The 25,262-nt window shown below is 74.5% G+C and carries 22 protein-coding genes; 16 read left to right on the top strand and 6 right to left on the bottom strand.

Annotated elements, in window-relative coordinates:
• Window positions 1–18: 18 nt before the first annotated feature.
• Window positions 19–315 (bottom strand): trypco2 family protein, encoded by a 297-nt coding sequence (locus IG88_RS38735; RefSeq protein WP_031041188.1) that lies wholly within the window; start codon window positions 313–315, stop codon window positions 19–21.
• 75 nt (window positions 316–390) lie between these two features.
• Here IG88_RS38735 and IG88_RS0116770 point away from each other — a divergent pair, with 75 nt between their 5' ends.
• The 13 genes from IG88_RS0116770 (at window position 391) to IG88_RS0116710 (ending at window position 17,099) form a co-directional block, all read left to right on the top strand.
• Window positions 391–2,217: a S1 family peptidase gene (locus IG88_RS0116770; RefSeq protein ID WP_078861515.1), complete on the top strand. Its 1,827-nt coding sequence runs from the start codon at window positions 391–393 to the stop codon at window positions 2,215–2,217.
• Between the two features lie 49 nt (window positions 2,218–2,266).
• Window positions 2,267–4,711 carry a serine/threonine-protein kinase gene (locus tag IG88_RS0116765; protein WP_031041183.1) on the top strand — a complete coding sequence of 815 codons (2,445 nt, stop codon included), beginning with the start codon at window positions 2,267–2,269 and terminating at the stop codon, window positions 4,709–4,711.
• A 72-nt stretch (window positions 4,712–4,783) separates the two neighbouring features.
• Complete coding sequence (locus IG88_RS0116760; RefSeq protein WP_234332174.1) at window positions 4,784–6,247, top strand: VWA domain-containing protein; 1,464 nt, start codon at window positions 4,784–4,786, stop codon at window positions 6,245–6,247.
• Window positions 6,244–7,182, top strand: a complete 939-nt coding sequence (locus IG88_RS0116755; RefSeq protein ID WP_031041177.1) for a hypothetical protein — start codon at window positions 6,244–6,246, stop codon at window positions 7,180–7,182. Before IG88_RS0116760 ends, IG88_RS0116755 begins: the two co-directional genes overlap by 4 nt.
• The gene (locus IG88_RS0116750) at window positions 7,179–8,384 is read left to right on the top strand and encodes an ABC transporter substrate-binding protein (RefSeq protein WP_031041174.1); all 1,206 of its coding nucleotides are present in this window, start codon (window positions 7,179–7,181) and stop codon (window positions 8,382–8,384) included. The genes IG88_RS0116755 and IG88_RS0116750 overlap by 4 nt, the downstream gene beginning before the upstream one ends.
• Window positions 8,385–8,469: 85 nt before the next feature.
• Window positions 8,470–9,156, top strand: a complete 687-nt coding sequence (rpe, locus tag IG88_RS0116745; protein WP_031041170.1) for a ribulose-phosphate 3-epimerase — start codon at window positions 8,470–8,472, stop codon at window positions 9,154–9,156.
• A 77-nt stretch (window positions 9,157–9,233) separates the two neighbouring features.
• Complete coding sequence (locus IG88_RS0116740; protein ID WP_030399039.1) at window positions 9,234–10,277, top strand: sugar-binding transcriptional regulator; 1,044 nt, start codon at window positions 9,234–9,236, stop codon at window positions 10,275–10,277.
• Between the two features lie 34 nt (window positions 10,278–10,311).
• Complete coding sequence (locus tag IG88_RS0116735; RefSeq protein ID WP_031041164.1) at window positions 10,312–10,680, top strand: barstar family protein; 369 nt, start codon at window positions 10,312–10,314, stop codon at window positions 10,678–10,680.
• A gap of 93 nt (window positions 10,681–10,773) precedes the next feature.
• Window positions 10,774–12,216, top strand: coding sequence for a GuaB1 family IMP dehydrogenase-related protein (locus IG88_RS0116730; protein WP_031041161.1), 1,443 nt, complete (start codon window positions 10,774–10,776; stop codon window positions 12,214–12,216).
• 243 nt (window positions 12,217–12,459) lie between these two features.
• Complete coding sequence (locus tag IG88_RS0116725; protein ID WP_031041159.1) at window positions 12,460–12,912, top strand: Lrp/AsnC family transcriptional regulator; 453 nt, start codon at window positions 12,460–12,462, stop codon at window positions 12,910–12,912.
• 158 nt (window positions 12,913–13,070) lie between these two features.
• Complete coding sequence (locus IG88_RS0116720; RefSeq protein WP_031041156.1) at window positions 13,071–14,342, top strand: MFS transporter; 1,272 nt, start codon at window positions 13,071–13,073, stop codon at window positions 14,340–14,342.
• A 195-nt stretch (window positions 14,343–14,537) separates the two neighbouring features.
• Window positions 14,538–15,326: a carbon-nitrogen hydrolase family protein gene (locus IG88_RS0116715; protein WP_031041153.1), complete on the top strand. Its 789-nt coding sequence runs from the start codon at window positions 14,538–14,540 to the stop codon at window positions 15,324–15,326.
• Window positions 15,327–15,386: 60 nt separating this feature from the next.
• Window positions 15,387–17,099: a flavin monoamine oxidase family protein gene (locus tag IG88_RS0116710; RefSeq protein WP_031041150.1), complete on the top strand. Its 1,713-nt coding sequence runs from the start codon at window positions 15,387–15,389 to the stop codon at window positions 17,097–17,099.
• 22 nt (window positions 17,100–17,121) lie between these two features.
• Here IG88_RS0116710 and IG88_RS0116705 read toward each other — a convergent pair whose 3' ends face one another.
• Together IG88_RS0116705 and IG88_RS0116700 are read right to left on the bottom strand one after the other, a co-directional pair.
• Entirely contained in the window at window positions 17,122–18,054 is a 933-nt protein-coding gene (locus tag IG88_RS0116705; RefSeq protein WP_031041146.1) for an LLM class F420-dependent oxidoreductase, read from the bottom strand.
• Between the two features lie 127 nt (window positions 18,055–18,181).
• Window positions 18,182–18,877 carry a DUF5995 family protein gene (locus IG88_RS0116700; RefSeq protein WP_031041143.1) on the bottom strand — a complete coding sequence of 232 codons (696 nt, stop codon included), beginning with the start codon at window positions 18,875–18,877 and terminating at the stop codon, window positions 18,182–18,184.
• Window positions 18,878–19,050: 173 nt separating this feature from the next.
• Here IG88_RS0116700 and IG88_RS0116695 point away from each other — a divergent pair, with 173 nt between their 5' ends.
• The gene (locus tag IG88_RS0116695) at window positions 19,051–20,223 is read left to right on the top strand and encodes a glycoside hydrolase family 6 protein (protein WP_031041140.1); all 1,173 of its coding nucleotides are present in this window, start codon (window positions 19,051–19,053) and stop codon (window positions 20,221–20,223) included.
• Here IG88_RS0116695 and IG88_RS0116690 read toward each other — a convergent pair.
• Window positions 20,205–21,635 (bottom strand): uracil-xanthine permease family protein, encoded by a 1,431-nt coding sequence (locus IG88_RS0116690; protein WP_031041137.1) that lies wholly within the window; start codon window positions 21,633–21,635, stop codon window positions 20,205–20,207. The genes IG88_RS0116695 and IG88_RS0116690 overlap by 19 nt on opposite strands.
• A 169-nt stretch (window positions 21,636–21,804) precedes the next feature.
• Here IG88_RS0116690 and IG88_RS0116685 point away from each other — a divergent pair, with 169 nt between their 5' ends.
• Window positions 21,805–22,263 (top strand): acyl-CoA thioesterase, encoded by a 459-nt coding sequence (locus IG88_RS0116685; protein ID WP_031041136.1) that lies wholly within the window; start codon window positions 21,805–21,807, stop codon window positions 22,261–22,263.
• Here IG88_RS0116685 and IG88_RS0116680 read toward each other — a convergent pair.
• Window positions 22,223–23,434, bottom strand: coding sequence for an MFS transporter (locus IG88_RS0116680; RefSeq protein WP_031041133.1), 1,212 nt, complete (start codon window positions 23,432–23,434; stop codon window positions 22,223–22,225). The genes IG88_RS0116685 and IG88_RS0116680 overlap by 41 nt on opposite strands.
• A gap of 132 nt (window positions 23,435–23,566) precedes the next feature.
• On the opposite strand from IG88_RS0116680, the gene IG88_RS0116675 reads away from it, so the two are divergent.
• Window positions 23,567–24,766, top strand: a complete 1,200-nt coding sequence (locus IG88_RS0116675) for an ROK family transcriptional regulator (protein ID WP_031041131.1) — start codon at window positions 23,567–23,569, stop codon at window positions 24,764–24,766.
• A 21-nt stretch (window positions 24,767–24,787) separates the two neighbouring features.
• On the opposite strand, the gene IG88_RS0116670 is transcribed toward IG88_RS0116675, so the two are convergent.
• Window positions 24,788–25,228, bottom strand: a complete 441-nt coding sequence (locus IG88_RS0116670) for a hypothetical protein (RefSeq protein ID WP_234332172.1) — start codon at window positions 25,226–25,228, stop codon at window positions 24,788–24,790.
• Window positions 25,229–25,262: the final 34 nt, after the last annotated feature.

Here is a 25,262-nt window from a genome sequence, read left to right as displayed (position 1 = left end):
CCCCGCCCCTCGGCCCGGCTAGCGCCGGCCCACCTTCACCCGCTCGCCGCTCGCCAGCTCCGGTTTCAGGTCCACCTGGACCTGATGGGTGGTCTGGTGGTCGACCGAGCCGCCCAGTTCGGCCGTCACCACCCCGATCCGGACGCCGCCCCGGCCCGAACCGGCGCGGTGCACCTGCACGGTGAAGGTCAGACTCACGTTCTCCACGGCGAAACCGAGGTTCCGGCCCTCCGCCTCGGCGCGGGCCTCCTCCAGTTCGCCGCGGATCCGGCCGATCACCTCGGCCAGCCCCACGAAACCCGGTTCGTTCGTCAACTCGCCTCCGCACGGAGCTCGTTCACTCTTGTCGCAGCAGTATGCGCCAGGTGCACCCGCCCGTATAGTTCGCATATGGCTGCTGGCGGGGGAGATCCGGCCGCCTCGCCCTTGAAGACACCGAGCTGGGCGGTGCGGATCCGGGGAGCGGACGGGGAGATCGCGGGGGCCGGCATCCTGCTGACCCCCGACCAGGTGCTCACCTGCGCGCACGTGGTGGACCGCGCCGAGGAGCGGCTCACCGCGGAGTTCGTCGGCGCCGCCGACCACAGCGTGCCCGCGGTGCCCGCCCGGGTGGACGGCAGCGCCTACGTGCCGGAGACGCGGGACGCGGACGGCGACCCCGTCGGGGACGTGGCACTGCTGCGGCTGGACCGGCCCCGGCCGGCCGAGGAGACGGTGCGGCTGCACCGGCTGTCCGCACCCGGCCGCGAAGTGCGCATGTACGGCTTCCCCTACGCCCACAACGGCGGCATCTGGTTCCGTTCCACCGTCGTCGGCGGCTGCGGGCGGGACGGGCAGGTGCAGCTCAGCCCGGTCAGCCCCGGCGAACTGGCCAGCCCGGGGTGCAGCGGCGCGGGCGTCGCCGACAGCCGTACCGGCGAGGTCATCGGCATGGTGCTCAGCGGGCAGCAGGACCAGCACGGCAACCGGTTCTCCTTCATGAGCCCCGCCGAGACCATCGCCCGTCACCTGCCCCGGCTCAAGCCGCACATCGTGGGCCCCACGGCCGTCGACGAGCGGCTGCTGCCCACCGACGACGGTGCCGCCCAGGACCTGCTCGACGAGCCGTTCGCCCAGCGCCTGGCCGCCTGGCTGCGCGACGACGGCAGTCAGGTGAAGATCAGCGTGGTCCGATCCGGCGACGCCGCCCGCGCGGCCACGCTGCGGCGCGCCATCACGCTCGCCGACCGGGAACTGCGCACCGCGGTCTCGGTCGACCGCGCGTCCCTCGACCCGCCCGGCACCGTCCCGTCGGCCGGGGGCCACGACCTCGCCGTGGACGCGAGCGGGGTGAGCGCCGCCGAGATCGCCGAGCGGATCGCCGAACGCATGGGCCTGTGGCAGCACCCGGAGGATCCCCCGCTCGACCGCATCCGCGCCTCCCGGGCCACCCTCAACCTGGTCGTCGTCGGCGTCGACGAGGCCGTCGACCCGCTGCCGCTGCTGGACCTCCTGGAGGTGCTGCGGGCCGGCGGCAGCCGTCTGCTGCTGGTGTTCCGCGAGGACGGCGACTGCCACCGCCGTGCCCGCGACCGGCTGCTCACCCGGCCCGAGCGGGAGCGTCGCGCCCGGCTCGTCGAGCGGCTGCGGGCGATCACCGGGCCGCTCGCCCGTGACCTGCACGAACGCCTCGCGGCCGTGGTCCCGCACGGCATGCGCCCCCTCGACTCGGACCTGGTCGCCGCCCACGCCGCCCTGGCCGGTCTGCAGCGCACGGACGACACGGACGCGGACGACACGGAGCGGGAGGGCGAGGACCGGGTCGACGGAGACCGGGAGGGCGAGGACCGGGAGGGCGAGGACCGGGACGACGGTGGCCTGGAGGGCGGCCGTCCGGGCTCCGGCCGGGTGCCCGGGCCCGGCCTCGACCTCGGGCGGTACGAGCGCCTGGCCGACCGGGTGTCCCGCCGGCTGGTGAAGGCCGTCGCCGAGCTGGACCGGCTCCGCGACCGGCGCGACGAACTCGCCGGACGCCTGCGCAGCTACCACGTCCTGCACCAGCACGCCCTGCGCGGAGAGGAGGACCCGGCCGTGGACGGCCTCTACCTCCGGGCCCACACCCTGCTCCGGGCCAGACCCTGCGACGTGCGTGCGGCGGAGGCGGCGGTGGACGCCTACACCCGGCGCGTCGACGGCCACGGCGCAGCCGACGACCACGGCGAAGGGGACGCGCGATGACGGCGAGAAGACCCCGGCCCGCACCCCGGCCGTGCGGGGAGTTCCCGGCATGAGCGGCAGAGCCTGCGTCCGGGCCGACTGCCGGGGCGGTCACATCATGGTCACCGGGTTCTGCGACACCTGCTACCGGCGCGCCCCCGCCCCGGAACCCGCCCCGCCCGGGAGCACCACCGACCCGGCCGACCCCGCCGCTCCGGTGCCACCGCGTCCCCCGGCCACCGCGCCCCCTGGCGAGCTGGACCGCGACGGCCTCCTGGTCCTGCCGCACCTGCCCTCGCCGGACCCCTCCGAGGCCGCCGACACCGTCGCCCGGCCCCCGACCGGCGGGCGGCGCTGCGGCGTGGACAACTGCGCCGGCACCATCGGGGTCTCCTACGACGGCGGTCCCGCCCCCGACCACGGGTTCTGCCCGGAGTGCGGCACGGAGTACTCGTTCCGGCCGAAACTGCGGCCCGGTGACCGGGTCGGCGGGCACTACAAGGTGCTCGGCTATCTCGCGGTCGGCGGCCACGGCTGGGTCTACCTGGCCGAGGACACCCGGGTGCCCGGACTGCACGTCGTCCTCAAGGGACTGATCAACACCGGCGACGCCGTGGCCCGCCGGGCGGCCGTCGAGGAGCGGCGCTCGCTCAGCACCCTCCACCACCGCGACATCGTCCGCATCGTCACGCACGTCCAGCACCTGGCGCCGGGCGACGCCGAACCGACCGGCTACATCGTGATGGAGTACGTCGGCGGCCGGTCCCTCGCCTGGATCCGGTTCGCCCCCGAGGAGGAGCTGACGCGGCTGTTCGGCGCCGGGGGCCTCACCTTCGGGCACGTCATCACGTACGGCTGCAAGATCCTCGGCGCCCTGGAGTACCTGCACGACCGGGGCCTGCTCTACTGCGACATGAAGCCCGAGAACGTCATCCACTACGGTCGCGAGATCAAGGTCATCGACCTGGGCGCCATCCGCCGGATCGACGACCGTTCCTCCGGGCTCGTCCACACTCACGGCTATGCCCCGCCGAAGCGCGAACGCGACCGGCGCGGCCTCGACGTCGACAGCGACCTGTACACCGTCGGCCGGACCCTGAAGGTGCTCGCCGAGCGGGCCACCCGGCCCGCCGGACTGGCCGCCCGCTCCTTCGAGGCGCTGATCCGCAGGGCGACCCACCCCGAGCCCGCCGCCCGCTTCCGCTCCGCGGCCGAGATGTCCCGCCAACTGTGGGAGGTGCTGCGCGAGGACCAGGCGCTCGGCGGCCGGGAGCCGTACCCCGAGCGGTCCACCCGGTTCGAGCCGACCGCGGCGGTCTTCGGCGCCGGACTGGGTACGGTTCCGGCGCTGGGGTGGTGGACGCGGCGGTCCGGCACCGGGGCGCCGGAGCTGCCGGCCGGTGCTCCCGACCCTCGCGCGACGGCCCGGGCGCTGCCGGTTCCCCTGCCCGACGCCGCGGACCCGGCGGCCGTACTGCTCGGCGGGCTCGCCGCGGACACCCCCGACCGCACCGCCGAACGGGCGGAGCGCGACCCGGCGCTGCGCACCGTGGAGACGGCGCTGTGGCTGTGCCGCGCCTACCTGGACGCCGGGAACGCCGCCCGGGCCGAGGAGTGGGTGGCCCGGGCCAAGGGGTGGAGCGGTGACTACGACTGGCGGATCTTCTGGCACCGGGGCCTGGTCCACCTCACGCGCGGCGCGGTGGACCAGGCGGAGGACGAGTTCGCGGCCACCTACGCCGCGCTGCCCGGCGAGGCGGCGCCCAAGCTGGCGCTCGGCTACTGCGCCGAGTACCTGGCCGCACGGTTCCGGGAACCCGGCGCACGGGAGCCGGACCCGCCGGGGCCGGCCGCACGGGGAGCGGCCGCACGGGAACCGGGCGCGCGGGACCCGGGCGGGCGGGAGCCGGGCCCGCGCGGCCCGGACGCGGCGCAGGCGGCCGCGCGGGCGCGGGCCCGTGAGGCGCAGGCCGAGGAGTTCTACGAGGCCGTCCTGCGGCGGGACCCCACCCAGGGCAGCGCCGCCTTCGGGCTGGCCCGGGTCCGGCTGCGCCGTGACGGACGCCGCCGGGCCGTCGACGTGCTGGACGGGGTGCCGACCACCTCCCGGCACTACGACGCCGCACGCGTCGCGGCGGTGCGGATCCTGGCCGGCCGGCTGCCCGGCGGGCCCGCTCCGCTCGTCGCCGAGCTGCGCGAGGCCGGTGAACGGCTGGCGGAGCTGCACCTCGACGACGGCGGGTCCCGGGACCGGCTGGTGACCGAGTTGCGCGAGTACGCGCTCGTCTGCCGCCCGCCCGGCGGCTGGGGGAGCGGCTTCCCGGCCGGTGAGCTGCTGGGCCCGCGGGACACCGAGGACGCGCTGCGCAGGCTGCTGTCCGGGTCGCTGAGGCGCCTCGCCGACCAGGCGGGCAGCGCCGGCGAGCGCGGCGACCTGCTGGACGCCGCCTACGCGGTGCTCCCGGCACCGGCCGGGCTGCGGGAGCTGGTGCGGGGGTGGCGGCGTACGGCGTGAACGCGGGACGGTGCGGGCAGCCAGGACGTGGGCGGGACGGCGACGACGGGGTGAGGGGGCAGGGACACCGTGGTGACGGAAACGCCCGGGACGGGCGGAGCGGCCGGACAGGTGGCCGCCGGACTGGAGATCAGCCAGTGGAAGTACCTGTCCGGCGAGGCGGACGACCCGCAGATGCACGCCATCCTCAGCGTGCGCGTGGACGGCACCGGAGGCGCCGGCGGCCCGGGCGGGCCGGTGCTCGCGCAGGTCCTGGCCGTGGACTGCTCCAGCTCCATGACCTGGCCGGTGGAGAAGCTGCACGCCGCCCAGCAGGCGGCGGTCGCGGCGATCCGCAAGCTGCCCGACGGCACCCCGTTCGCGGTGGTCCGGGGCAACGAGCAGGCGACCGTGGTGTACCCGGACACCCCGCGCATGGCCCGCGCCTCGGCCGGAACCCGGGCGCGGGCCGCGGCGGCCGTGCGCGAGATGGTCGCGGGCGGCGGCACCTGCATCGGCGCCTGGCTGGACCTGAGCCGACGGCTGCTGGCCGAGCAGGACGCGCCGATCGGCCACGTCCTGCTGCTCACCGACGGCAAGAACCAGCACGACGAGCAGATGCCGCTCGCCCGGGTGCTGGAGGAGTGCGCGGGCCGGTTCGTCTGCGACGCCTGGGGCATCGGCGACGGCTGGGACGGCCGGGAACTGCTGCGGATCACCCGCCGGCTGCACGGCAGCGCCTCCTCGGTGCGTGAGGAGGCGGCCCTGCCGGGGGAGTACGAGCAGCTCATGAACCGGCTGCTCACCAAGACCGTGCCCGAGCTGGTGATCTCCGTGACCGCGATGCCCGGCTGCTCCGTGCGCTACCTCAAGCAGGTCTTCCCCACCGAGGCCGAGCTGACCGCCGAGGACGGCACCGGCCGGTTCGTCACCCGCGCCTGGGGCGACGAGACCCGCCGCTACCAGCTCTGCCTCACCGCCGACCCGTCCGGACGCCCGCGCCAGGAGGACCTCCAGCTCGCCGTGGTCGCCGTCGACGTGCCCGGCGGCGACGAGGTCCGGCTGCCGCCGCCGCAGCCCTGCCTGGTGCACTGGACCGACGATCCGGCGCTCTCCCGGCACACCGACGTCCAGGTCGAGCACTTCGAGCAGCACCAGAGGCTCGGCGAGGCCGTCGCCGCCGCCACCGACGCCCACCGCCGCGGACAGCGCGACCTGGCCGAACGGCACCTGGGCCGGGCCGTGCAACTGGCCCACGCGATGGGCGCCGACGGGCAGCTCGGCCGCCTGGCCCGGCTGGTGCGGATCGAGGACGCGCAGGAGGGCCGGGTCGCCCTGCGCCCCGACGTGGCGGCCGTCGACTTCCAGCACCTGATCACCGCGAGCAGCCACAGCACCTACGGCCCCGCACCGGGCACCGGCGCCGGCAGCAACGGCACGGCGGGCACCGCACCCGGCACCTCGGCCACCGTGCGCTGCCCGGCCTGCTCGCACCGGGCTCCGGCGACCGCCCGGTTCTGCCCCTCCTGCGGCCACCGCTTCGAGGCACGGCCGTGAGCACCACCGGCCGGGACCTGGTGCGCAGGCTCAGGCTGCTGCTGGTCCTGGCGACCGCGGCCACCCTCGCGCTGTTCTTCGCCTACCGGGGGGTGCACGACGACACCGTGCCCCTGTCCACCGCGAGCACGCCCGGCATCCGCGCCGTGGACACCGCGCGCGGCGCGCTGCGCCAGGCGCACGACGTGGTCCGCGAGGGCGGCGCCGAGGGCGACACCAGCGGCGAGTTCCTCACCCAGATCTCCGTCGCCCAGCAGAGTCTCGCGCTCGCCGCCTCGGAGAACGTCACCGGCCTGGCGGGCCGCCACGACGTCCAGACCGTCACCGGGCTGATCGCCGTCTACTCGGGCTGGGTCGAGCGCGGGGGCCGTGAACCGGAGGGCTCACCGCTGCGGGCCGCCTTCCTCCACTACGCCGAGAAGGTCCTCGGCGTGGAGACCGAGGCCGGAACCGAGGGCGACATCATGAGCCGCCTCGACGCCCTGCGCGGCGAACAACTGGCCGAGGCCCGGCGGCAGGCCGCCTTCCCCTGGGAACTGTGGCTCGGCTGGTGCACGGTCGCCGTGCTGTACGCGGCTCTGTGCGGGGCGCTGCTGGAGACCGGGCTGTTCCTGCGGCGCCGCTTCCGGCGGCCCGTGCCGGTGCGCCTGTCGGCCGCCACCGCGCTGTGTGCCGCGGGGGTGCCGGTGCTGGCCTGGCAGACCTTCTCGGCGCACCGCGCGATGACCGACGCCGTAGCCGGGGTGCGGGTGCCGCCGGCCGGTCCGGACGCCGTTCCCGAGGGGGCCGGCGAGGTGCGGGGCGCGCTCGCGGACGCCGGGTTCTGGGCCTCGCTGTCCAACTGGATACCGCTGGGAGGAGCCGCGGTGGTGGCGCTGACGCTGTGGGGACTGTGGCCGCGGATCGCCGAGTACCGGTTCCGGGGGCAGCGATGAGACGCCCGGGCGGCCGGACCCTCGGCATCCTCTGCCTCTGCCTGGTCCTGCTCGGGGCCGGCGTGTACGCGGGGGTCCGCTGGGCGCGCGACTGGGAGGGCTCGGTCACCCTGCTCGCCAACTGGAGCGGCACCGAGCGCGAGCAGTTCGAGGAGCACGTCCTCGAACCGTTCGAGAAGAAGTACCGGATCGACGTCGTCTACCAGGGCAGCTCCGCGCTCAGCCAGGTGCTCGCCGCCGACATGGCGGCCGGCAACCCGCCCGACGTGGCGGTGCTGCCCGGCCCCGGCGAACTGCTCGCCTACGCCGTCGACGGCCGCCTCCACCCGCTGGACGGCCTCTTCGACGCAGGGGACTACGACCGGTTCTGGGCTCCCGAGGTCACCGTGCCGGGGCAGGACGCCCACACCTACTGGCTGCCGGTGAAGACCGGCCTGAAGAGCATGGTCTGGTACGCCGGTCCGGCGCCGACCGCGAAGACGGCCGGTCCTCCCGGCCGCTGGTGCCTCGGCATGGAGTCCGGCGCGACCTCGGGCTGGCCCGGCACCGACTGGGTGGAGGACATCCTGCTCCAGCAGGCCGGCCCCGGGGTGTACGAGGACTGGGCCAACGGCAGGCTGCCCTGGACCGACGACGCCGTGCGCAGGGCCTGGACGACCTGGGCCGGCCTGGTGGGCGCGGGGGACGGCGCCCGGGTCGAGCAGGTGCTGACCACCGCGTTCGACGCCGACTGCGCGGCGGGCCGGCTGGAGCACCAGGGGTCCTTCCGCGCCGGGCACTGGCGGCGGGAGGGCGGCGACTACGTGCACTCCTCCGAGGTCGTGCCGGGGGCCGGGGCGGACGCCGGTGCCTGGGAGGTCTCCGGAGACCTGGCGGCCGTACTGAACCCGACCCCGGAGGCCGAGCAGCTCGTCCGCTACCTCGCCGACCCGGACACCGCGCTGCCCGAGTACACGGCGAACCGGGCCGCCCCGGCGGACACCGGGCAGGACGCCGCCGAGCGGCAGATCGGAGCCCTGCTGCGCGAACCCGGCCGCACCCGCTGCTGGGACGCCTCCGACGCCATGCCCCGCACCACCCGCGACGCCTTCCACCAGGCGGTACTGCGCGCCTTCGCCGAACCGTCCGGACTGGACGACCGCCTGAAGGAACTCGAAGCGCTCCGCCGGCCCCAGGACCTGCCGGTGTGCAGCGCCCGCTGAGACGCGCCCCGAAGGACACCCCCCTTCGCCACCACCCGAGGACCCGTGCCCGCCCGCCCCCGCGGGGCATGGCAGGCTTGGGCGCATGGCCCCCCAGATCAACCCCAGCATCCTGTCCGCCGACTTCGCCCGCCTCGCGGACGAGGCCAGGGCGGTCGAGGGAGCCGACTGGCTCCACGTCGACGTCATGGACAACCACTTCGTCCCGAACCTCACGCTCGGCGTGCCGGTGGTCGAGTCCCTGGCCCGGGCGACCGGCACCCCGCTGGACTGCCACCTGATGATCGAGGCCCCGGACCGCTGGGCGCCGCAGTACGTGGAGGCGGGCGCCGGTTCCGTCACCTTCCACGCCGAGGCGGCCGCCGCGCCCGTACGGCTGGCCCGGGAGATCCGGGCCAAGGGCGCCCGCGCGTCCATGGCGCTGAAGCCCGCGACGCCGATCGAGCCGTACGAGGACCTGCTCCCCGAACTCGACATGCTGCTGATCATGACGGTTGAACCCGGCTTCGGTGGGCAGGCGTTCCTCGACATCATGCTTCCGAAGATCCGCCGCACCCGTGAGCTGATCAGGAAGCACGGTCTGGAGCTGTGGCTCCAGGTCGACGGCGGGGTCTCGGCCACCACGATCGAGCGGTGCGCGGAGGCCGGCGCCGACGTCTTCGTCGCGGGTTCCGCGGTGTACGGGGCGTCCGACCCGGCCGAGGCGGTACGTGCACTGCGCACACAGGCACACGCGGCGACCGCCAAGGCGTCCTGGTCCTGCGACCACTGAGGAACAGAAAGTGAACGGCTCCCATCAGGGCTGATCAACAGCGCCGAATCTGCAAGGATGAACGGCGTATCCAGAGTGTGAACAGCAGTGAGGAGATCGCCGTGTCGGGTATGTCGGCGGGCCGTTCAGCCATGCGGATGGGACCCGCTGAGCTGGTCCAGGCGGCGGCCATGGCCCGCCGCTTCTACCTCGAGGGCAAGTCCAAGATCCAGATCGCGGAGGAGTTCGGCGTCAGCCGCTTCAAGGTGGCCAGGGTCCTCGAGACCGCCCTCGAGCGGGACCTTGTCCGCATCGAGATCCGGGTGCCGGCCGAGCTGGACGCCGAGCGCTCGGACGCCCTGCGCGCCCGCTACGGGCTCCGGCACGCCGTCGTGGTGGAGTCCCCGGCCGACGCCGAGGAGACACCCGACCCGGAGAACCTGGGGGAGGTGGCCGCCGACCTGCTCGGCGAGCTGGTCAACGAGGGCGACGTACTGGGCCTGGCCTGGGGCCGGTCCACCATCCACATGGCGGCGGCCCTGGACCGGCTGCCGCCGTGCACCGTGGTGCAGCTCACGGGCGTGTACGACGCCGGGACCGCCGAGCGCGGCTCCGTGGAGGCCGTGCGCCGCGCCGCCCAGGTGTCGGGCGGCGACGCCCACCCCATCTACGCGCCGATGCTCCTGCCGGACGCGGCCACCGCGCAGGCGCTGCGGCACCAGACCGGGATCGCCCGGGCCTTCGAGTACTTCGACAAGGTCACGGTCGCCTGCGTCTCCATCGGCTCCTGGGAGCCCGGCATCTCGACGGTGCACGACATGCTCAGCGACGAGGAGCGCGCGCACTACGCCTCGCTCGGCGTCGCCGCCGAGATGTCCGCGCACCTCTTCGACGCCGAGGGGCGCCGGGTCGGGCGGGACCTGGGGGAGCGGTGCATCACCGTCAAGGCCGACCAGCTCCGCCGCATCCCCGAGGTGGTGGCGATCGCGGGAGGGCAGCGCAAGGCCGCGGCCATCGACGCGGTGCTGCGCTCGGGCCTGGTCACCAGCCTGGTGACGGACACGTCGGCCGCGGACTACCTGATGACGGCGGGCTCGGCACCGAAGCCGACGCTCAACCGGACCGACCCGGACGGAATCTGACGGGCGGCCGGCACGGAAGGAAGGGCAGCGAGGCATGACCGAGGACTCCGCGGGGCGGCTCGTGGTCACGCTGGACCTCGCCGGGGTCACGGACAAGGCGGGCCTGATGGACCGCTGCGTCCGCGACCTGTCGCTGCCCGACTGGTTCGGCCGCAACTGGGACGCGCTCGCCGACTCCCTCGCCGACCCGTCGGTGTGGCCCGAGGGCGCGGCGGACCGGGGACTGGTGCTCGTCGTGACGGGCTGGCGGGGGTACGCCGAGGCGCGGCCGGACGAGTGGGCCGTCGCCGAGGAGGTCTTCGCCGAGGCCACCGACCGCGGCCCGGGGCTCTTCGTCACCCTGGGGCCTGGAGGAACCTCCAAGGGCGCCGCCGGCCGGCCTGGACGATCTGCCCGGGGATGACCGGCCACGTCTCGTGGGAGAATGAAGTACGTGCTCTTTCCCCCTGGCTGACCTGTCCGGGGGCCACCTCTGATCGACTGGGATGTGCAGCACGTGCGTTTCCTGAATGACATCCACCCCTCGTACGACCTGACGTACGACGACGTGTTCATGGTGCCGAGCCGTTCCGCCGTGGGCTCCCGGCAGGGCGTGGACCTCTCCTCCCCGGACGGCACGGGCACCACGATCCCGCTGGTCGTCGCCAACATGACCGCCATCGCGGGCCGCCGGATGGCCGAGACGGTGGCCCGGCGCGGCGGCCTCGTGGTCATCCCGCAGGACATCCCGATCGAGGTCGTCACCGACGTCGTCTCCTGGGTGAAGAGCCGCCACCACGTCCTGGACACCCCCATCGTGCTCGCCCCGCACCAGACCGTCGCCGACGCGCTGTCCCTGCTGCCCAAGCGCGCGCACAACGCGGGCGTCGTCGTGGACGGGGACCACAAGCCGGTCGGCGTGGTCACCGACGCCGACCTGTCCGGCGTGGACCGCTTCACCCAGCTCGAGGAGGTCATGTCCAAGGACCTGATCCTCATCGACGCCGACATGGATCCCCGCGAGGCCTTCAACACCCTCGACGCCGCCAACCGCCGCTACGCGCCCGCCGTCGACGGGGACGGCCGCCTCGCCGGCATCCTCACCCGCAAGGGCGCCCTGCGCGCCACGCTGTACACCCCGGCCGTCGACGCGAACGGCAGGCTCCGCATCGCCGCCGCCGTCGGCATCAACGGCGACGTGGCCGGCAAGGCCAAGCAGCTCCTGGACGCGGGCGTGGACACCCTCGTCATCGACACCGCGCACGGCCACCAGGAGTCGATGATCAGCGCGGTCAAGGTCGTGCGCGAACTGGACCCGCAGGTCCCGATCGTGGCCGGCAACATCGTCTCCGCCGAGGGCGTGCGCGACCTGATCGAGGCGGGCGCCGACATCATCAAGGTCGGCGTGGGCCCCGGCGCCATGTGCACCACCCGGATGATGACCGGCGTCGGCCGGCCGCAGTTCTCCGCCGTCCTGGAGTGCGCCGCCGAGGCGAGGAAGTACGGCAAGCACGTGTGGGCCGACGGCGGCGTGCGCCACCCGCGCGACGTGGCGATGGCCCTCGCGGCCGGCGCGTCCAACGTGATGGTCGGGTCCTGGTTCGCCGGGACCTACGAGTCGCCGGGCGACCTCCAGCACGACGCCAACGGCCGCGCCTACAAGGAGTCCTTCGGCATGGCCTCCGCGCGCGCGGTGCGCAACCGCACCTCGGAGGAGTCGGCGTACGACCGGGCGCGCAAGGCGCTGTTCGAGGAGGGCATCTCCACCTCCCGGATGTTCCTCGACCCGGCCCGCCCCGGCGTCGAGGACCTGATCGACTCGATCATCGCGGGCGTCCGCTCCTCCTGCACCTACGCCGGCGCCGGCTCCCTGGAGGAGTTCGCCGAGAAGGCCATCGTCGGCATCCAGAGCGCCGCCGGCTACGCCGAGGGCAAGCCGCTGCACGCAAGCTGGAGCTGACCGCGCCCGATCCGGGACCCGTCCAATCCGGGACCCGTCCGATCCGGGACCCGTCCGGCCGGGCCTCGCGGGCGACCCCGACGGCCACCGCCCGGGCACGGCCCGCCGTCCCCGGGCGGTGGCCGTGTCCGGCCGGCCGTCGGGCCCGTGGTCTACTTCCTGTACGGCCGACGCCGCTCCCGAACGCCGCAACCGGCTCCTCCCGGGGCCCGCACGCACCAGAAGCGAAGTGAACGACCCGCAGTGCTGAACGATCTCGACGAACGCATCGTGCACGCCCTCGCCGAGGACGCCCGCCGCTCCTACGCGGACATCGGGCAGTCGGTCGGCCTGTCCGCGCCGGCCGTCAAACGGCGCGTGGACCGGCTGCGCGCCACCGGCGCCATCACCGGCTTCACCGTACGGGTCGACCCGGCCGCGCTCGGCTGGCAGACCGAGGGGTTCGTGGAGATCTTCTGCCGCCGCAACACCTCGCCCGAGACCATCCGGCGGGGCCTGGAGCGCTACCAGGAGGTCGTGGCCGCGTCCACCGTGACCGGGGACGCGGACGCGGTCGCCCAGGTCTTCGCCGCCGACATGCGCCACTTCGAGCGGGTCCTGGAGCGGATCGCCGGGGAGCCGTTCGTGGAACGCACCAAGTCCGTGCTGGTGCTCTCGCCGCTCCTGCGGCGCCACTCGTCGGGCTCGCCCACGTAGTTCCCGCCATTCCGGTGGGCAGGGCGCCGTGCGGCGCCTAGCATCGGTGCCATGACCTGCCGACATTGATCCAACCGCACCACCCGTGGCGCCTCTTCCCGAGGGCCGCCCCGGACGCCGTACCCCCGGTGTCCGATCCGCCCCCTCGGGAAGGCCCCATGACCCTCTCTTCCTCGTCCTCGCCCTCCTCATCGCCTTCGCCCGGGCGCACCGCCGTGGCGCCCGCCGGTACGCGTCGGCTCGTGCGCACGCTGTACGCCTCCGCGTTCTGCGACGAGTTCGTCCTCCTCTACCCGGTGTACGCGCTGCTGTTCAGCGACACCGGTCTGTCCGTCTGGCAGCAGGCCTCGCTGTTCGCCCTGTGGTCGCTGACCGGCGTGCTGCTGGAGGTGCCCTCCGGCGCCTGGGCCGACGCCGTCTCCCGGCGGCTGCTGCTGATCGCCGGCCCGCTGCTGACCGCCGCCGGTTTCGCCCTGTGGGTGCTCGCGCCCTCCTACGGCGCCTTCGCCCTCGGCTTCGTGCTCTGGGGCGCCGGTGGTGCGCTCGGCTCGGGCGCGCTGGAGGCGCTGGTCTACGACGAACTCGAGCGGGCCGGCGCGGGCGACCGGTACGCCCGCGTCATGGGCCGGGCCCGGGCGATCGGCATCGCCGCGACGATGTCCGCCATGGGCCTGGCCGGCCCCGTCTTCGCCTGGGGCGGCTACGACGCGGTGGGCGCGGCGAGTGTGCTCGCCTGTCTGGCCGCGGCGGCCGTGGCCACCCGCTTCCCCGAGCACCGCACACCCCCCGGCGGCGCCGGGGGCGAGCGCTGGTCCGCGACCCTGCGCGCCGGACTCGCCGAGGCCCGCGCCGACCGGTCCGTGCGCGGCGCGCTGCTCCTCGTACCGGCGGTGACCGCGGTGTGGGGCGCGCTCGACGAGTACACGCCGCTGCTGGCGCGGGAGACCGGCGTGGCGCCCGAGACCGTGCCCTGGCTGCTGCTGGTGATCTGGGCCGGTGCCACCGCGGGCAGCCTGCTCGCCGGTCCCGCCGAACGCCTGACCGGCAACGGGTTCGCCGCGCTGCTCACCGGTTCCGCGCTCGCCCTGGCCGCGGGCGGCCTGGCCGGGACGCCCGCCGCCCTGGCCCTGGTGGCGCTCGCCTTCGGCGGCTTCCAACTGGCGACCGTGCTGGCCGACGCCCACCTCCAGCAGCGCATCGACGACACCGGGCGGGCCACCCTGACCTCCGTCGCGGGCCTCGGCACCGAGCTGGGCAACCTCACCACCTACGGCGTCTACGCGGCGGCGGCCACGGCCTGGGGACACGGCAGTGCCTTCGCGCTCTCCGCGGTGCCGTACCTCGTGACCGCGCTGGTGCTGGCCGGCGCCGCCCGGACCGCGGCCCGGGCCGCCCGGGCACGGCGCCGGAAGCACCGGTCCCCTTCCTGACGCCCCGGCGCCGTCGCCCCGCGGGCCCGCCCGCCGGTCACCCGCGGGGAACCGCAACGAATCGCCGAGGTGCGCCGAGCCCACGCAACGAACCGCCCACCGGCGCGCAACAGGTCCGTCTTGTCCGGCCGAGTCCGCCGCCCGTACCGTCTATCTGACTCCCCCGACACCCCCTCCGACCGGTGAGGACCACGCATGCGCACCGCCCTGCTCCAGAGCTCCGGCCGCCCCGGTTCCACCGTCGAGAACCTCAAGGTCCTCGACGGGGCCGCGGGCCGTGCCGCCGCCGCGGGCGCCGCACTGCTCGTCACCTCCGAGCTGTTCCTGACCGGCTACGCCATCGGCGACGCCGTCGCCGACCTCGCCGAACCCGCCGACGGCGACGCGGCCGACGCCGTCGCCGACATCGCTGGACGGCACGGCCTGGCCATCGCCTACGGCTACCCCGAGCGGGACGGCGGGGGCGTCTTCAACTCCCTCCAGCTCGTCTCCGCGGACGGCACCCGCCTGGCGAACTACCGCAAGACCCACCTCTTCGGCTGCTTCGAGCGCGACCACTTCGTCCCCGGCGAGCAGCCCGTCGTCCAGGCCGGACTGAACGGCCTCACCGTCGGCCTGATGATCTGCTACGACGTGGAGTTCCCGGAGCACGTCCGCGCCCACGCCCTGGCCGGCACCGACCTGCTGATCGTCCCGACCGCGCAGATGCACCCGTTCCAGTTCGTCGCCGAGTCCGTCGTCCCGGTGCGGGCCTTCGAGAACCAGATGTACGTCGCGTACGTCAACCGCGTGGGCCACGAGGGCGAGTTCGAGTTCGTCGGCCTGTCCACCCTGGCGGGCCCCGACGGCATCGCCCGCGCCCGGGCCGGGCGCACCGAGGAGCTGGTCCTCGCCGACGCCGACCCGGCGTTCCTGGCCGCCTCGCGCGAGGCCAACCCGTACCTCGAGGACCGCCGCCCCGGCCTCTACGGCAGCCTCGTGTGACCCCCTGAACCGCCCATCCCGCCCCGCACCCGTGCCACCCGTGCAAGGAGTCCGTACCCCATGACGTCCACCGTGCCCAACGCGATCGAGCACGCAGCCCAGCAGCAGCCGCCGATCACCATGTTCGGGCCGGACTTCCCGTACGCGTACGACGACTTCCTCGCCCACCCCGCCGGGCTCGGCCAGGTGCCCGCCACCGAGCACGGCACCGAGGTCGCCGTCGTCGGCGGCGGCCTGTCCGGGATCGTGGCCGCCTACGAGCTGATGAAGATGGGCCTCAGGCCCGTCGTCTACGAGGCCGACCGGATCGGCGGCCGGCTGCGGACCGTCGGCTTCGACGGCTGCGACCCCTCGCTGACCGCCGAGATGGGCGCGATGCGCTTCCCGCCGTCCTCCACCGCCCTGCAGCACTACATCGACCTGGTGGGCCTTCGGACCCGGGCGTTCCCCAACCCGCTCGCCGAGGCGACCCCCTCGACCGTCGTCGACCTCAAGGGCGAGTCGCACTACGCCGAGACCCTCGACGACCTGCCGCAGGTCTACCGCGACGTGGCCGACGCCTGGGCGCGGTGCCTCGAAGAGGGCGCCGACTTCTCCGACATGAACCGCGCCCTGCGCGAGCGCGACGTCCCGCGCATCCGCGAGATCTGGTCGAGGCTGGTCGAGAAGCTCGACAACCAGACCTTCTACGGCTTCCTGTGCGACTCGCCGGCCTTCAAGTCCTTCCGGCACCGCGAGATCTTCGGCCAGGTCGGCTTCGGCACCGGCGGCTGGGACACCGACTTCCCCAACTCCATCCTGGAGATCCTCCGCGTCGTCTACACCGAGGCCGACGACCACCACCGCGGCATCGTCGGCGGCTCCCAGCAACTGCCGCTGCGGCTCTGGGAGCGCGAGCCGCAGAAGATCGTCCACTGGCCGCTCGGCACCTCGCTGCGGTCCCTGCACCCGGGCGGCGAGCCCCGTCCGGCCGTGACCCGGCTGAACCGCACCGCCGGCAACCGCATCACCGTGACCGACGCCGACGGCGACATCCGCACCTACCGGGCCGCGGTCTTCACCGCGCAGTCCTGGATGCTGCTCTCGAAGATCGCCTGCGACGACTCCCTCTTCCCGATCGACCACTGGACCGCGATCGAGCGGACCCACTACATGGAGTCCAGCAAGCTCTTCGTGCCCGTGGACCGGCCCTTCTGGCTCGACAAGGCCGTCGACGACAGCGGCAACCCGACCGGCCGGGACGTCATGTCGATGACGCTCACCGACCGCATGACCCGCGGCACCTACCTGCTCGACGACGGCCCCGACCGGCCCGCCGTCATCTGCCTCTCCTACACCTGGTGCGACGACAGCCTGAAGTGGCTGCCGCTGTCCGCGAACGAGCGGATGGAGGTCATGCTGAAGTCGCTCGGCGAGATCTACCCGAAGGTCGACATCAGGAAGCACATCATCGGCAACCCCGTGACGGTCTCCTGGGAGAACGAGCCCTACTTCATGGGCGCGTTCAAGGCCAACCTGCCCGGCCACTACCGCTACCAGCGGCGCCTGTTCACCCACTTCATGCAGGACCGGCTGCCCGCGGACAAGCGGGGCATCTTCCTCGCCGGCGACGACATCTCCTGGACGGCCGGCTGGGCCGAGGGGGCCGTCCAGACCGCGCTGAACGCGGTCTGGGGCGTCATGCACCACCTCGGCGGCGAGACCGACCCGGCCAACCCCGGCCCGGGCGACCTCTACGAGGAGATCGCGCCGGTCGAACTCCCCGAGGACTAGGGGCGGCTTCGCCGAGAGGCAGTCAGACGCCGGCCGCCCGGGCCTTCTCGTAGACCAGGGCCGCGACGTCCTTGAGTTCCTCGGCGTCGCGCGCGGTGCTCTGCACGTCGACGAGGATCTCGTCCAGGCCGATCTCGGCGTGCGCGGCCAGGTCCTCGACGATCTGGTCGATGCCGCCCTGGAAGGGGCGCCGGTCGGAGCCCTCGTAGTTGGCCGCGCTGTAGCGGGTGTTGACCCGCAGCACCGTCCGGATCGGCTCGGTGCGGCCCCGCTCGGCGGCCAGGTCCCGCAGCTCCCGCAACTGCGCGGCGACGGTCTCGGCGCCGATGCCCGTCGGCAGCCAGCCGTCGGCGTGGTCGACCAGCCGGCGCCGGGCCCGGCCGCTGCCGCCCGCCGCCAGCAGGACCGGGATCGGCCGGGCCGGTTTCGGGCCGACCACCGCGGACGCGATCTTGGTGACCTCGCCGTCGTACACCACCGGGTCGGGACCCCACACCGCGCGGCACACCCCGATCAGCTCGTCCAGGGCGGCCCCGCGCTCCGCGAACGGCCTCACGGAGGCCGCCGCGTACTCGTCGTGCGACCAGCCGGTGCCGAAGCCCGCCACCACCCGGCCGCCGCTCGCCGCGTCCAGCGAGGCGAGGGCCTTGGCCAGTTGGAAGGGGACGTGCAGCGGGGCGACCAGCACGCTCGTGCCCAGCCGGGCCCGTTCGGTGACCGCGGCGGCAAGAGCCAGGGTCACCAGCGGCTCCGCGACGCTCCGGTAGGTGTCCGGCCAGGGCAGCCCCTCGACGCCGTACAGCCCCTGGGTGGCGGGCTCGGGGAACAGGGCGCGCTCGAACACCCACAGGCTCTCGTAGCCCATCCGTTCCGCCGCGCGCGCCACGTCGGTGACGTCCTTGCCGATGTCGTACTGCCGCATCTGGGGGAGGCCGAGTCCGAGCCGGGTCGTCATACCGGGTGCTCCTTCGCATTCGGGGTGCGATGCTGGCCGCGGTGCCGCGTGGTTCGCAGGAGGCGAACCGATTTCAACGTACAACGACTCCGGGGGAGTCCGGCGGCGCCCGGCGGGAACGGCCGGATCAGTCCCGCAGCGGGGTGAGCAGCATGCGTCCCGCGAAGCCCACGGCGGCGTCCAGCCGTTCGGTGAACTCCCCGGCGACGTCCGGCAGCCGGCGCAGCGCCCACAGCGCGCGGGCGGCGGCCCAGGCGGCCTCGCGGGCCCGCTCCAGGCTCCAGGAACCCAGCAGATGGGTCAGCGGGTCGGCGATCCGCAGCAGGTCGGGACCCGGCATCAGCTCGTCGCGGACCCGCTCCTCCAGCGAGACGAGGAGGTCACCCACGCGGTCGAACTCGTCCTCCAGGTCGGCCGGTTCGCAGCCGAGCGTACGACAGGTGTCCACCACGGCCAGCGCGAGGTCGTGGCCGACGTGCGCGTTGGCGCCCGCCAGCGCGAACTGCAGTGGCCGTACCCCGGGATGGCGGCGGAACTGGAACAGCGGGCGCCAGCAGGCGGGCGGACGGCGGTCCTCGGCCGCCGCGTCCACGGCGGCCAGGTAGCGCTCGGCGAACCGCACGTCCAGCGCGGTCGCGGCGCGGGGGGCCGCGAACCGGCCGCCGTCGATGCGTCGGTCCACGGCCTCCGTGACCGAGAGGTAGACGCGGTTGAAGACGGCCAGACCGTCGCGGGGCGGCAGCCCCGCGCCGACGGTGCGCATCCGGGACAGGACGGCGTCCACCGTCAGGACGGCCGGCGGGACTTGCTCGCAGTGCGCCATGGCGGCAGCGTCGCAGCTTTAGGCTGACGGCGGTGCCGGCGGGTACGGGGCTTCCCCAGAACGGGGGAACGCGCCCGCCGCGCGGGGGAGGGGGACCGTACGTGTCACACCTTCGCGCCCGGCGGCGCGCCGTTCGCCGGGCCGAGCGCAGACGTGCCGCCGGCCGCGGCGCGATGGTCGTGGCGGCGTCCGTCGTCGTCGCGGTGGGCACCGCGACCGGCATGCTGACCGCGCTCGGCGGCGACGGCGGCACCCGCGCCACGGACCGGGCCGGGGCGCGGGTGACCACGGCGCCGCGGTGGAACCCGCCGGCCGGCACTCCGTCCGGGGCACCCCCGGCCTCCCCGTCTCCAGCCGCCTCGCCAACGCCGAAGCCGACGCCGACGCAGACGGGCACGGGCGCGGGCACGGGCGCGGGCGCGGGCGCGTCGCCGCGGACGGCTCCCGCGAGCCCCTCCGCCCCGGAATCCCGGCCCCCGGCCGCCGCCCGGCTCTACCGGCACCCCGACTCCCAGGTCCTCGACTGGGTCCGCGGCCACCCCGACGACCCCCGCCGGGACGTCATCGCCGCCCGGATCGCCGGCCGGCCGGCCGCCGTCTGGTTCACCGATCCCAGCCCGGCCGCCGTCACCGCCCGGGTCCGCGCGGTCACCTCCGCGGGTGCCGCCCAGGGCCGGGTGCCGGTCCTCGTGCCGTACGCGATACCCGACCGCGACTGCGGCGGCCACTCCGAGGGCGGCGCACCCGGCCTCGACGCCTACGACGCCTGGATCGACGGGTTCGCCGCCGGGCTCGGCTCCGGAGAGGTGATCGTCGTACTGGAACCCGACTCGGTCGCCCAGGCCGAGTGCCTGTCCGCCGGTGACCGGGCCGACCGTTTCGCCTCCCTGGCCCGGGCCGGGCGGGTGATCAAGGACGCCGATCCGCGCGCCCGGGTCTACTACGACGCGGGCCACTCCGGCTGGCACGCGCCCGCCCGGCAGGCCGGCTGGCTCAGGCAGGCGGGTGCCGCCTCGGCGGACTCCTCCGACGGCGTCTTCAGCAACGTCTCCAACTTCCAGGCCACCGCCGACGAGATCGCCTACGACCGTGCCGTCCTCGACGCCCTCGGCGGCCCGCCGGGCCTCGGCGCCGTCATCGACACCAGCCGCAACGGCAACGGCGCCCCGGCCGACGGCGAGTGGTGCGACCCGGCCGGCCGCAGGATAGGCCGCGCCCCGACCCTGAGTACCGGCATGGGACGCGTCGACGCCTACCTGTGGGTCAAGCTGCCCGGGGAGTCGGACGGCTGCAAGGGCGAACCGGGCACGTTCGTCCCCGCGTACGCCTACGACCTGGCGCGGTGACCCCCGCCGGCCCCGCCGGCCCCGCCGCCCTCGCTCCCGGTCTCCTCGTCGTACGACGACGTGCCCTCGTCGAGCAGCGGCTGCTGGGTCTTGAGGTGGGCCGGGGCGAAGGCGCGCAGCGCGTGGTAGCCGGTGATGACGACCAGGGTGCCGAGCGCGATGCCGCTGAGGGAGAAGTTGTCCGTGAACTTCATGGTGACGTTGCCGACGCCGATGATGATGCCCGCGGCGGCCGGCACCAGGTTCAGCGGATTGCGCAGGTCCACCCGGGCGTTGGTCCAGATCTGGGCGCCGAGCAGGCCGATCATGCCGTAGAGGATGACGGTGATGCCGCCGAGGACACCGCCCGGGATCGCGGCCACGACCGCGCCGAACTTCGGGCAGAGGCCGAAGAGGAGGGCGAAGCCCGCCGCGGCCCAGTAGGCGGCCGTCGAGTAGACCCGGGTCGCGGCCATCACACCGATGTTCTCGGAGTACGTGGTGTTGGGCGGGCCGCCGACCGCGGTGGAGAGCACCGAGCCGACACCGTCGGCCGAGATCGCCGTGCCGAGCCTGTCGTCGAGGTTGTCGCCGGTCATCTCGCCGACCGCCTTGACGTGCCCGGCGTTCTCCGCGATCAGCGCGATGACGACCGGCAGCGCGACCAGGATCGCCGACCACTCGAAGCTCGGCCCGTGGAAGGACGGCAGCCCGATCCAGTCGGCCTGGCCCACCGCCGAGAAGTCCAGCCGCCAGTGGTCGGTCACCTTGCCGCTGCCGTCCACGGAGTGGATCTTCCCGAAGATCCGGTCGAGCGCCCAGGACAGGACGTACCCGAAGACCAGCCCCAGGAAGATCGCGATCCGGGACCAGAAGCCGCGCAGGCACACCACGGCCAGACCGGTGAACAGCATCACCAGGAGCGCCGTCCACTGGTCCTGCGGCCAGTAGGTCGATGCGGTGACCGGGGCCAGGTTGAAGCCGATCAGCATCACCACCGCGCCGGTGACGACCGGCGGCATCGCGGCGTGGATGATCCGGGCCCCGAACCGCTGTACGGCGAGCCCCACCAGGAACAGCACGACGCCGACGACCAGGACCGCGCCGGTCACCGTGGCGCTGGTGCCGCCCTGCGCCCGGATCACCGCGGCGACGCCCACGAAGGAGAGCGAGCAGCCGAGGTAGCTGGGCACCCGGCCGCGCGTGGCGAGCAGGAAGATGACGGTCGCCACGCCCGACATCATGATCGCGAGGTTGGGATCGAGGCCCATCAGGACCGGAGCCACGAAGGACGCCCCGAACATGGCCACCACGTGCTGGGCGCCGAGCCCGGCCGTGCGGGGCCACGAGAGCCGTTCGTCGGGGCGGACCACCGCTCCGGGGGCGGGAACCTTCCCGTCCCCGTGCAGCTTCCAGCGCACGCCGAGGTCCATGGTGAGGTTTCGCTTTCTCTGTACGTGAGGACTGTCCTGACCATTGTCAGGGGTCGCCGGCCGTGCGGTTGACCTGCACCCTTCCCCGGCCGGCGTCCTGAGCGTCCGCTTAGGATGAGGGGGAAGCGCCGTACCCGAGCACAGCCGAGCACCACCAGGAGTCCCGCCCGTGACCGCCGAAGCCCCCGCCGCGCCCGCCCTGTCCCACGGCCGGCTCGTCCCCGTCACCGTCCACTTCGACGACCTGGACGCGCTCGGACTGCTGCACAACGCCCGCTACCCGGTGCTGGTCGAACGGGCCTGGAGCGAACTGTGGGCCGGGGAGGGCTTCCGGTTCGAGGGCGACTGGGCGGCGGCCGGCGACGCCTGCAACGCGGTCAGGGAACTGACGATCGGCTACGAGGCGCCGGTCACCCGGCCGGGAGACTACGCCGTCCACCTGTGGCTGGACCGGCTCGGCACCACCGGGCTGACCTACGGCTTCCGGTTCTGCTCGGCGGACGGCGCCACCACCTACGCCCGCGGCACCCGGGTGCTGGTCCGGCTGGACTCCGGGACGCTGCGCCCGGCGCCCTGGAGCGAGGCGTTCAGGACTGCGGGCCGGGCACTTCTGCGGCCCGCGGACTGATCGTCGGCCGGTTGCGGTCCCCGGCCCGCAGCACCCGCGCGAACACCACCAGGCAGCAGGCCAGCACGGTCACCAGACCGAACGACACCACCAGGCTGGTCGCCTGGGCCACCCCGCCGATCGCGCTCGGCGCGACCAGGCCCGAGGTGTACGTGATGGTGGCGACGCCCGCGATGGCCAGGCTCGGGTTGGAACCGGCGCGGCCGGCCGCGGCGAAGCACAGCGGGACGACCACGGCGATGCCGAGTCCCATCAGTGCGAAGCCGGTCATCGCCACCGCCGGGTGGCCACCGATCACGACCAGCAGCCCGCCGAGGGCGGCCAGCACCCCGCTCACCCGGACCGTGCGCACCGCGCCGAACCGGTCCACCACCCGGTCTCCGGCGAGCCTGGCCAGCGCCATGGTCAGCGTGAAGCCCGTCGTGCACGCCGCCGCCAGACCGGCCGAGGCGGTCAGCTCGTCCCGCAGGTAGACCGCCGACCAGTCCAGGCTCGCGCCCTCCGCGAAGACCGCGCAGAAGCCGACCGCGCCGATCAGCACCGCCGACCTGGGCGGCAGCGCGAACCGCGGCGGCGGGTCCTCGTCCTCGGCGGGCTGCAGGTCCAGCACCCAGGTGCAGGCGACCAGGCCGGTCGCCGTCAGCACCGCGGCGGCCAGCAGGTGGTGGGTGCGGGCGTCAGCGCCCAGGTGGGCGGCGAGCGTGCCGGCCGCCGACCCGATCAGCGCGCCCGCACTCCACATGCCGTGCAGCCCGGACATGATCGACTTGTCGAGACGGTTCTCGATCTCCACGCCGAGCGCGTTCATCGCCACGTCCGACATGCCCGCCGTGGCGCCGTAGACGAACAGGGCGAGGCACAGGGTGAGCAGGTTCGGGGCGAGGGAGGGCAGGACCAGCGCGAGCGTCCACAGCGCCAGCAGGGCGCGCAGGGCGGTGCGGGCGCCGAAACGGTGCGTGACGCGGCCGGCCAGCGGCATGGCGAGGGACGCGCCGAGCGCCGGGAAGGCGAGCGCCAGTCCCAACTGGCCCGCGCTGACACCGGCGTGGTCCTGGATCCACGGCACGCGGGTCGCGAAGGAGCCGGTGACGGAGCCGTGCACGGCGAACACGGCCGCCACCGCGTACCGGGCGCGCTTCACCTCGCTTCGCCCGTAGATCCCTGTGCTCATGGTCCACCCCTCCGTGTCCTCGGTGCGCGGCAGTGTGCGGCAGCGCGTCGCGTAAACTATCAGGGAGGTTGCCTGATAGATAGTGGGTTACCGGCGCGGGCCCCCGCGCCGGCGATCTGGAAGGATCCCGGCATGCCCGCATCCCCGAGCACCGCCCGGGCCATCAACGACCGGCTCGCCCTCCATCTGCTCCAGCAGGAGGGCCCGTTGACGGCAGGCCAGTTGAAGAAGCTGACCGGCCTGTCCCGGCCCACCGTCGCCGACCTCGTCGAACGCCTCACCGCCTCCGGACTGGTCGAGGTGGCCGGGGAGTCCGGCGAGCAGCGCCGCGGACCCAACGCCAAGCTGTACGGCATCGTCGCCGGCCGCGCCCACCTCGCCGCCCTCGACGTGCGCACCGAGGGCGTCGCCGTACTCGTCTCCGACCTGCTCGGCCGGGTCCTCGCCGAGGCATCCGTGCCGATCGACGACCACTCCGGCACCGGTCCCGCGGTGGAGCAGGCGGTCGGCCTGGTGGAGCGCGCGGTGAAGGAGGCCGGCGCCGACCGGCTGCACACCGTCGGGATCGGCGCCCCCGGCCTGATCGACCCGGCCGGCGGTGAACTGCGGGACTCCTCCGGGCTGCCCGAGTGGCACCGCAGGCTGGTGGCCGCACTCCAGGAGAAGTTCCCCGAGGCCCGGGTCGGCGTCGAGAACGAGACCAACCTCGCCGCCCTGGCCGAACAGCGCGACGGCGCCGCCCGCGACCGCGACACCTTCGTCCTGCTCTGGCTGGGCCTGGGCATCGGCGCCGCCGTCGTCCTCGACGGCACCCTGCGCCGCGGCGTGTCCGGCGGCGCGGGCGAGATCGGTTTCCTGCCGGTGCCGGGCACCGCGGGCCTGCCGTCGGCCACCGACTGCGAGGGCGGCTTCCACTCCGTGGCGGGCGCGGCGGCGGTCACCGCCCTGGCGGCGGAGCACGGACTGACGGCCCGGACCGACGGACCCGAGCCGCACGCCGCGACGCTGGTCCGGGAGGCGGTGCGCCGGTCGGCCGCCGGGGCCGACCCGGCCGCCGAGCGGTTCCTCGACGCCCTCGCCGACCGCGTCGTCCTCGGTGCCGCCGCCGTCGTCTCCGTCCTCGACCCCGGCTGCCTGGTGCTCGCCGGCGAGGTCGGCCGGGCCGGCGCCGACGCCCTCGCCGACCGGGTCCGGGACCGCCTCGCCCGGATGTCCCCGCTCGCCACGGAGGTGCGGCCCAGCACCCTGGGCGGCGGCGCGGTCCTGCGCGGCGCCCTGCTGACCGCCCGCGACCGGGCCCAGGACGACCTCTTCGCCCCGCCGCAGCGGTAGCCAGCGGTGCCCGCAACGGGCTCACCCGGGAGGTGCGGACCGCCGTACCGCCGGGTCGGGCGCGCGGAACGCCGAGCCGTCCGCCGCCAGCCACACCAGAACCGCCGGGAGCAGCACCGCCGCCCCCAGCAGGGCCATGAAGCCCGCGGCGCTCGCCGCCGACAGCGGCTCCAGGTGCCGGGCGTGGAACAGGAGGTGGGCGACCGAGGAGACCAGGTAGGCCGTCAGCGCCGTCAGCACCAGGCGGCGCTCCATCACCGCCACCGCCGCACAGAGCACCACGGCGAGCGCGAGGGACGCGCCGCCGAAGTCCCGCAGCAGATGCTCGTTGTAGGGCGGCAGGTGCGACACCCAGGGCCACTTCCAGAACAGCTCGGGCAGCAGCAGGATCCACAGCCCCAGCACCAGTTGGCCGCCCGCGAGCACTCCCAGCCCCGTCCGCAGCCCCGCCCGTCTGCTCATCCGCGCCGCCCGTCCTCCCCGTGGCCGTACCGCA

The organism is Streptomyces sp. NRRL F-5650 (assembly GCF_000721365.1).
GTDB classification, from domain to species: domain Bacteria; phylum Actinomycetota; class Actinomycetes; order Streptomycetales; family Streptomycetaceae; genus Streptomyces; species Streptomyces ardesiacus.
Note: the sequence above shows the minus strand (reverse complement) of the source record. Positions and strands in the feature narration are given on the sequence as shown.

What these genes read in the sequence shown, in the direction of transcription:
- IG88_RS0116690 (WP_031041137.1), bottom strand. Translation starts at nt 21,635, where the DNA reads ATGGACCTCGGCGTGCGCTGGAAGCTGCACGGGGACGGGAAGGTTCCC.
- IG88_RS0116720 (WP_031041156.1), top strand. Translation starts at nt 13,071, where the DNA reads ATGACCCTCTCTTCCTCGTCCTCGCCCTCCTCATCGCCTTCGCCCGGG.
- IG88_RS0116680 (WP_031041133.1), bottom strand. Translation starts at nt 23,434, where the DNA reads ATGAGCACAGGGATCTACGGGCGAAGCGAGGTGAAGCGCGCCCGGTAC.
- IG88_RS0116695 (WP_031041140.1), top strand. Translation starts at nt 19,051, where the DNA reads ATGGTCGTGGCGGCGTCCGTCGTCGTCGCGGTGGGCACCGCGACCGGC.
- IG88_RS0116770 (WP_078861515.1), top strand. Translation starts at nt 391, where the DNA reads ATGGCTGCTGGCGGGGGAGATCCGGCCGCCTCGCCCTTGAAGACACCG.
- IG88_RS0116705 (WP_031041146.1), bottom strand. Translation starts at nt 18,054, where the DNA reads ATGACGACCCGGCTCGGACTCGGCCTCCCCCAGATGCGGCAGTACGAC.
- IG88_RS0116765 (WP_031041183.1), top strand. Translation starts at nt 2,267, where the DNA reads ATGAGCGGCAGAGCCTGCGTCCGGGCCGACTGCCGGGGCGGTCACATC.
- IG88_RS0116710 (WP_031041150.1), top strand. Translation starts at nt 15,387, where the DNA reads ATGACGTCCACCGTGCCCAACGCGATCGAGCACGCAGCCCAGCAGCAG.
- IG88_RS0116700 (WP_031041143.1), bottom strand. Translation starts at nt 18,877, where the DNA reads ATGGCGCACTGCGAGCAAGTCCCGCCGGCCGTCCTGACGGTGGACGCC.
- IG88_RS0116750 (WP_031041174.1), top strand. Translation starts at nt 7,179, where the DNA reads ATGAGACGCCCGGGCGGCCGGACCCTCGGCATCCTCTGCCTCTGCCTG.
- rpe (WP_031041170.1), top strand. Translation starts at nt 8,470, where the DNA reads ATGGCCCCCCAGATCAACCCCAGCATCCTGTCCGCCGACTTCGCCCGC.
- IG88_RS0116670 (WP_234332172.1), bottom strand. Translation starts at nt 25,228, where the DNA reads ATGAGCAGACGGGCGGGGCTGCGGACGGGGCTGGGAGTGCTCGCGGGC.
- IG88_RS0116675 (WP_031041131.1), top strand. Translation starts at nt 23,567, where the DNA reads ATGCCCGCATCCCCGAGCACCGCCCGGGCCATCAACGACCGGCTCGCC.
- IG88_RS0116735 (WP_031041164.1), top strand. Translation starts at nt 10,312, where the DNA reads ATGACCGAGGACTCCGCGGGGCGGCTCGTGGTCACGCTGGACCTCGCC.
- IG88_RS0116715 (WP_031041153.1), top strand. Translation starts at nt 14,538, where the DNA reads ATGCGCACCGCCCTGCTCCAGAGCTCCGGCCGCCCCGGTTCCACCGTC.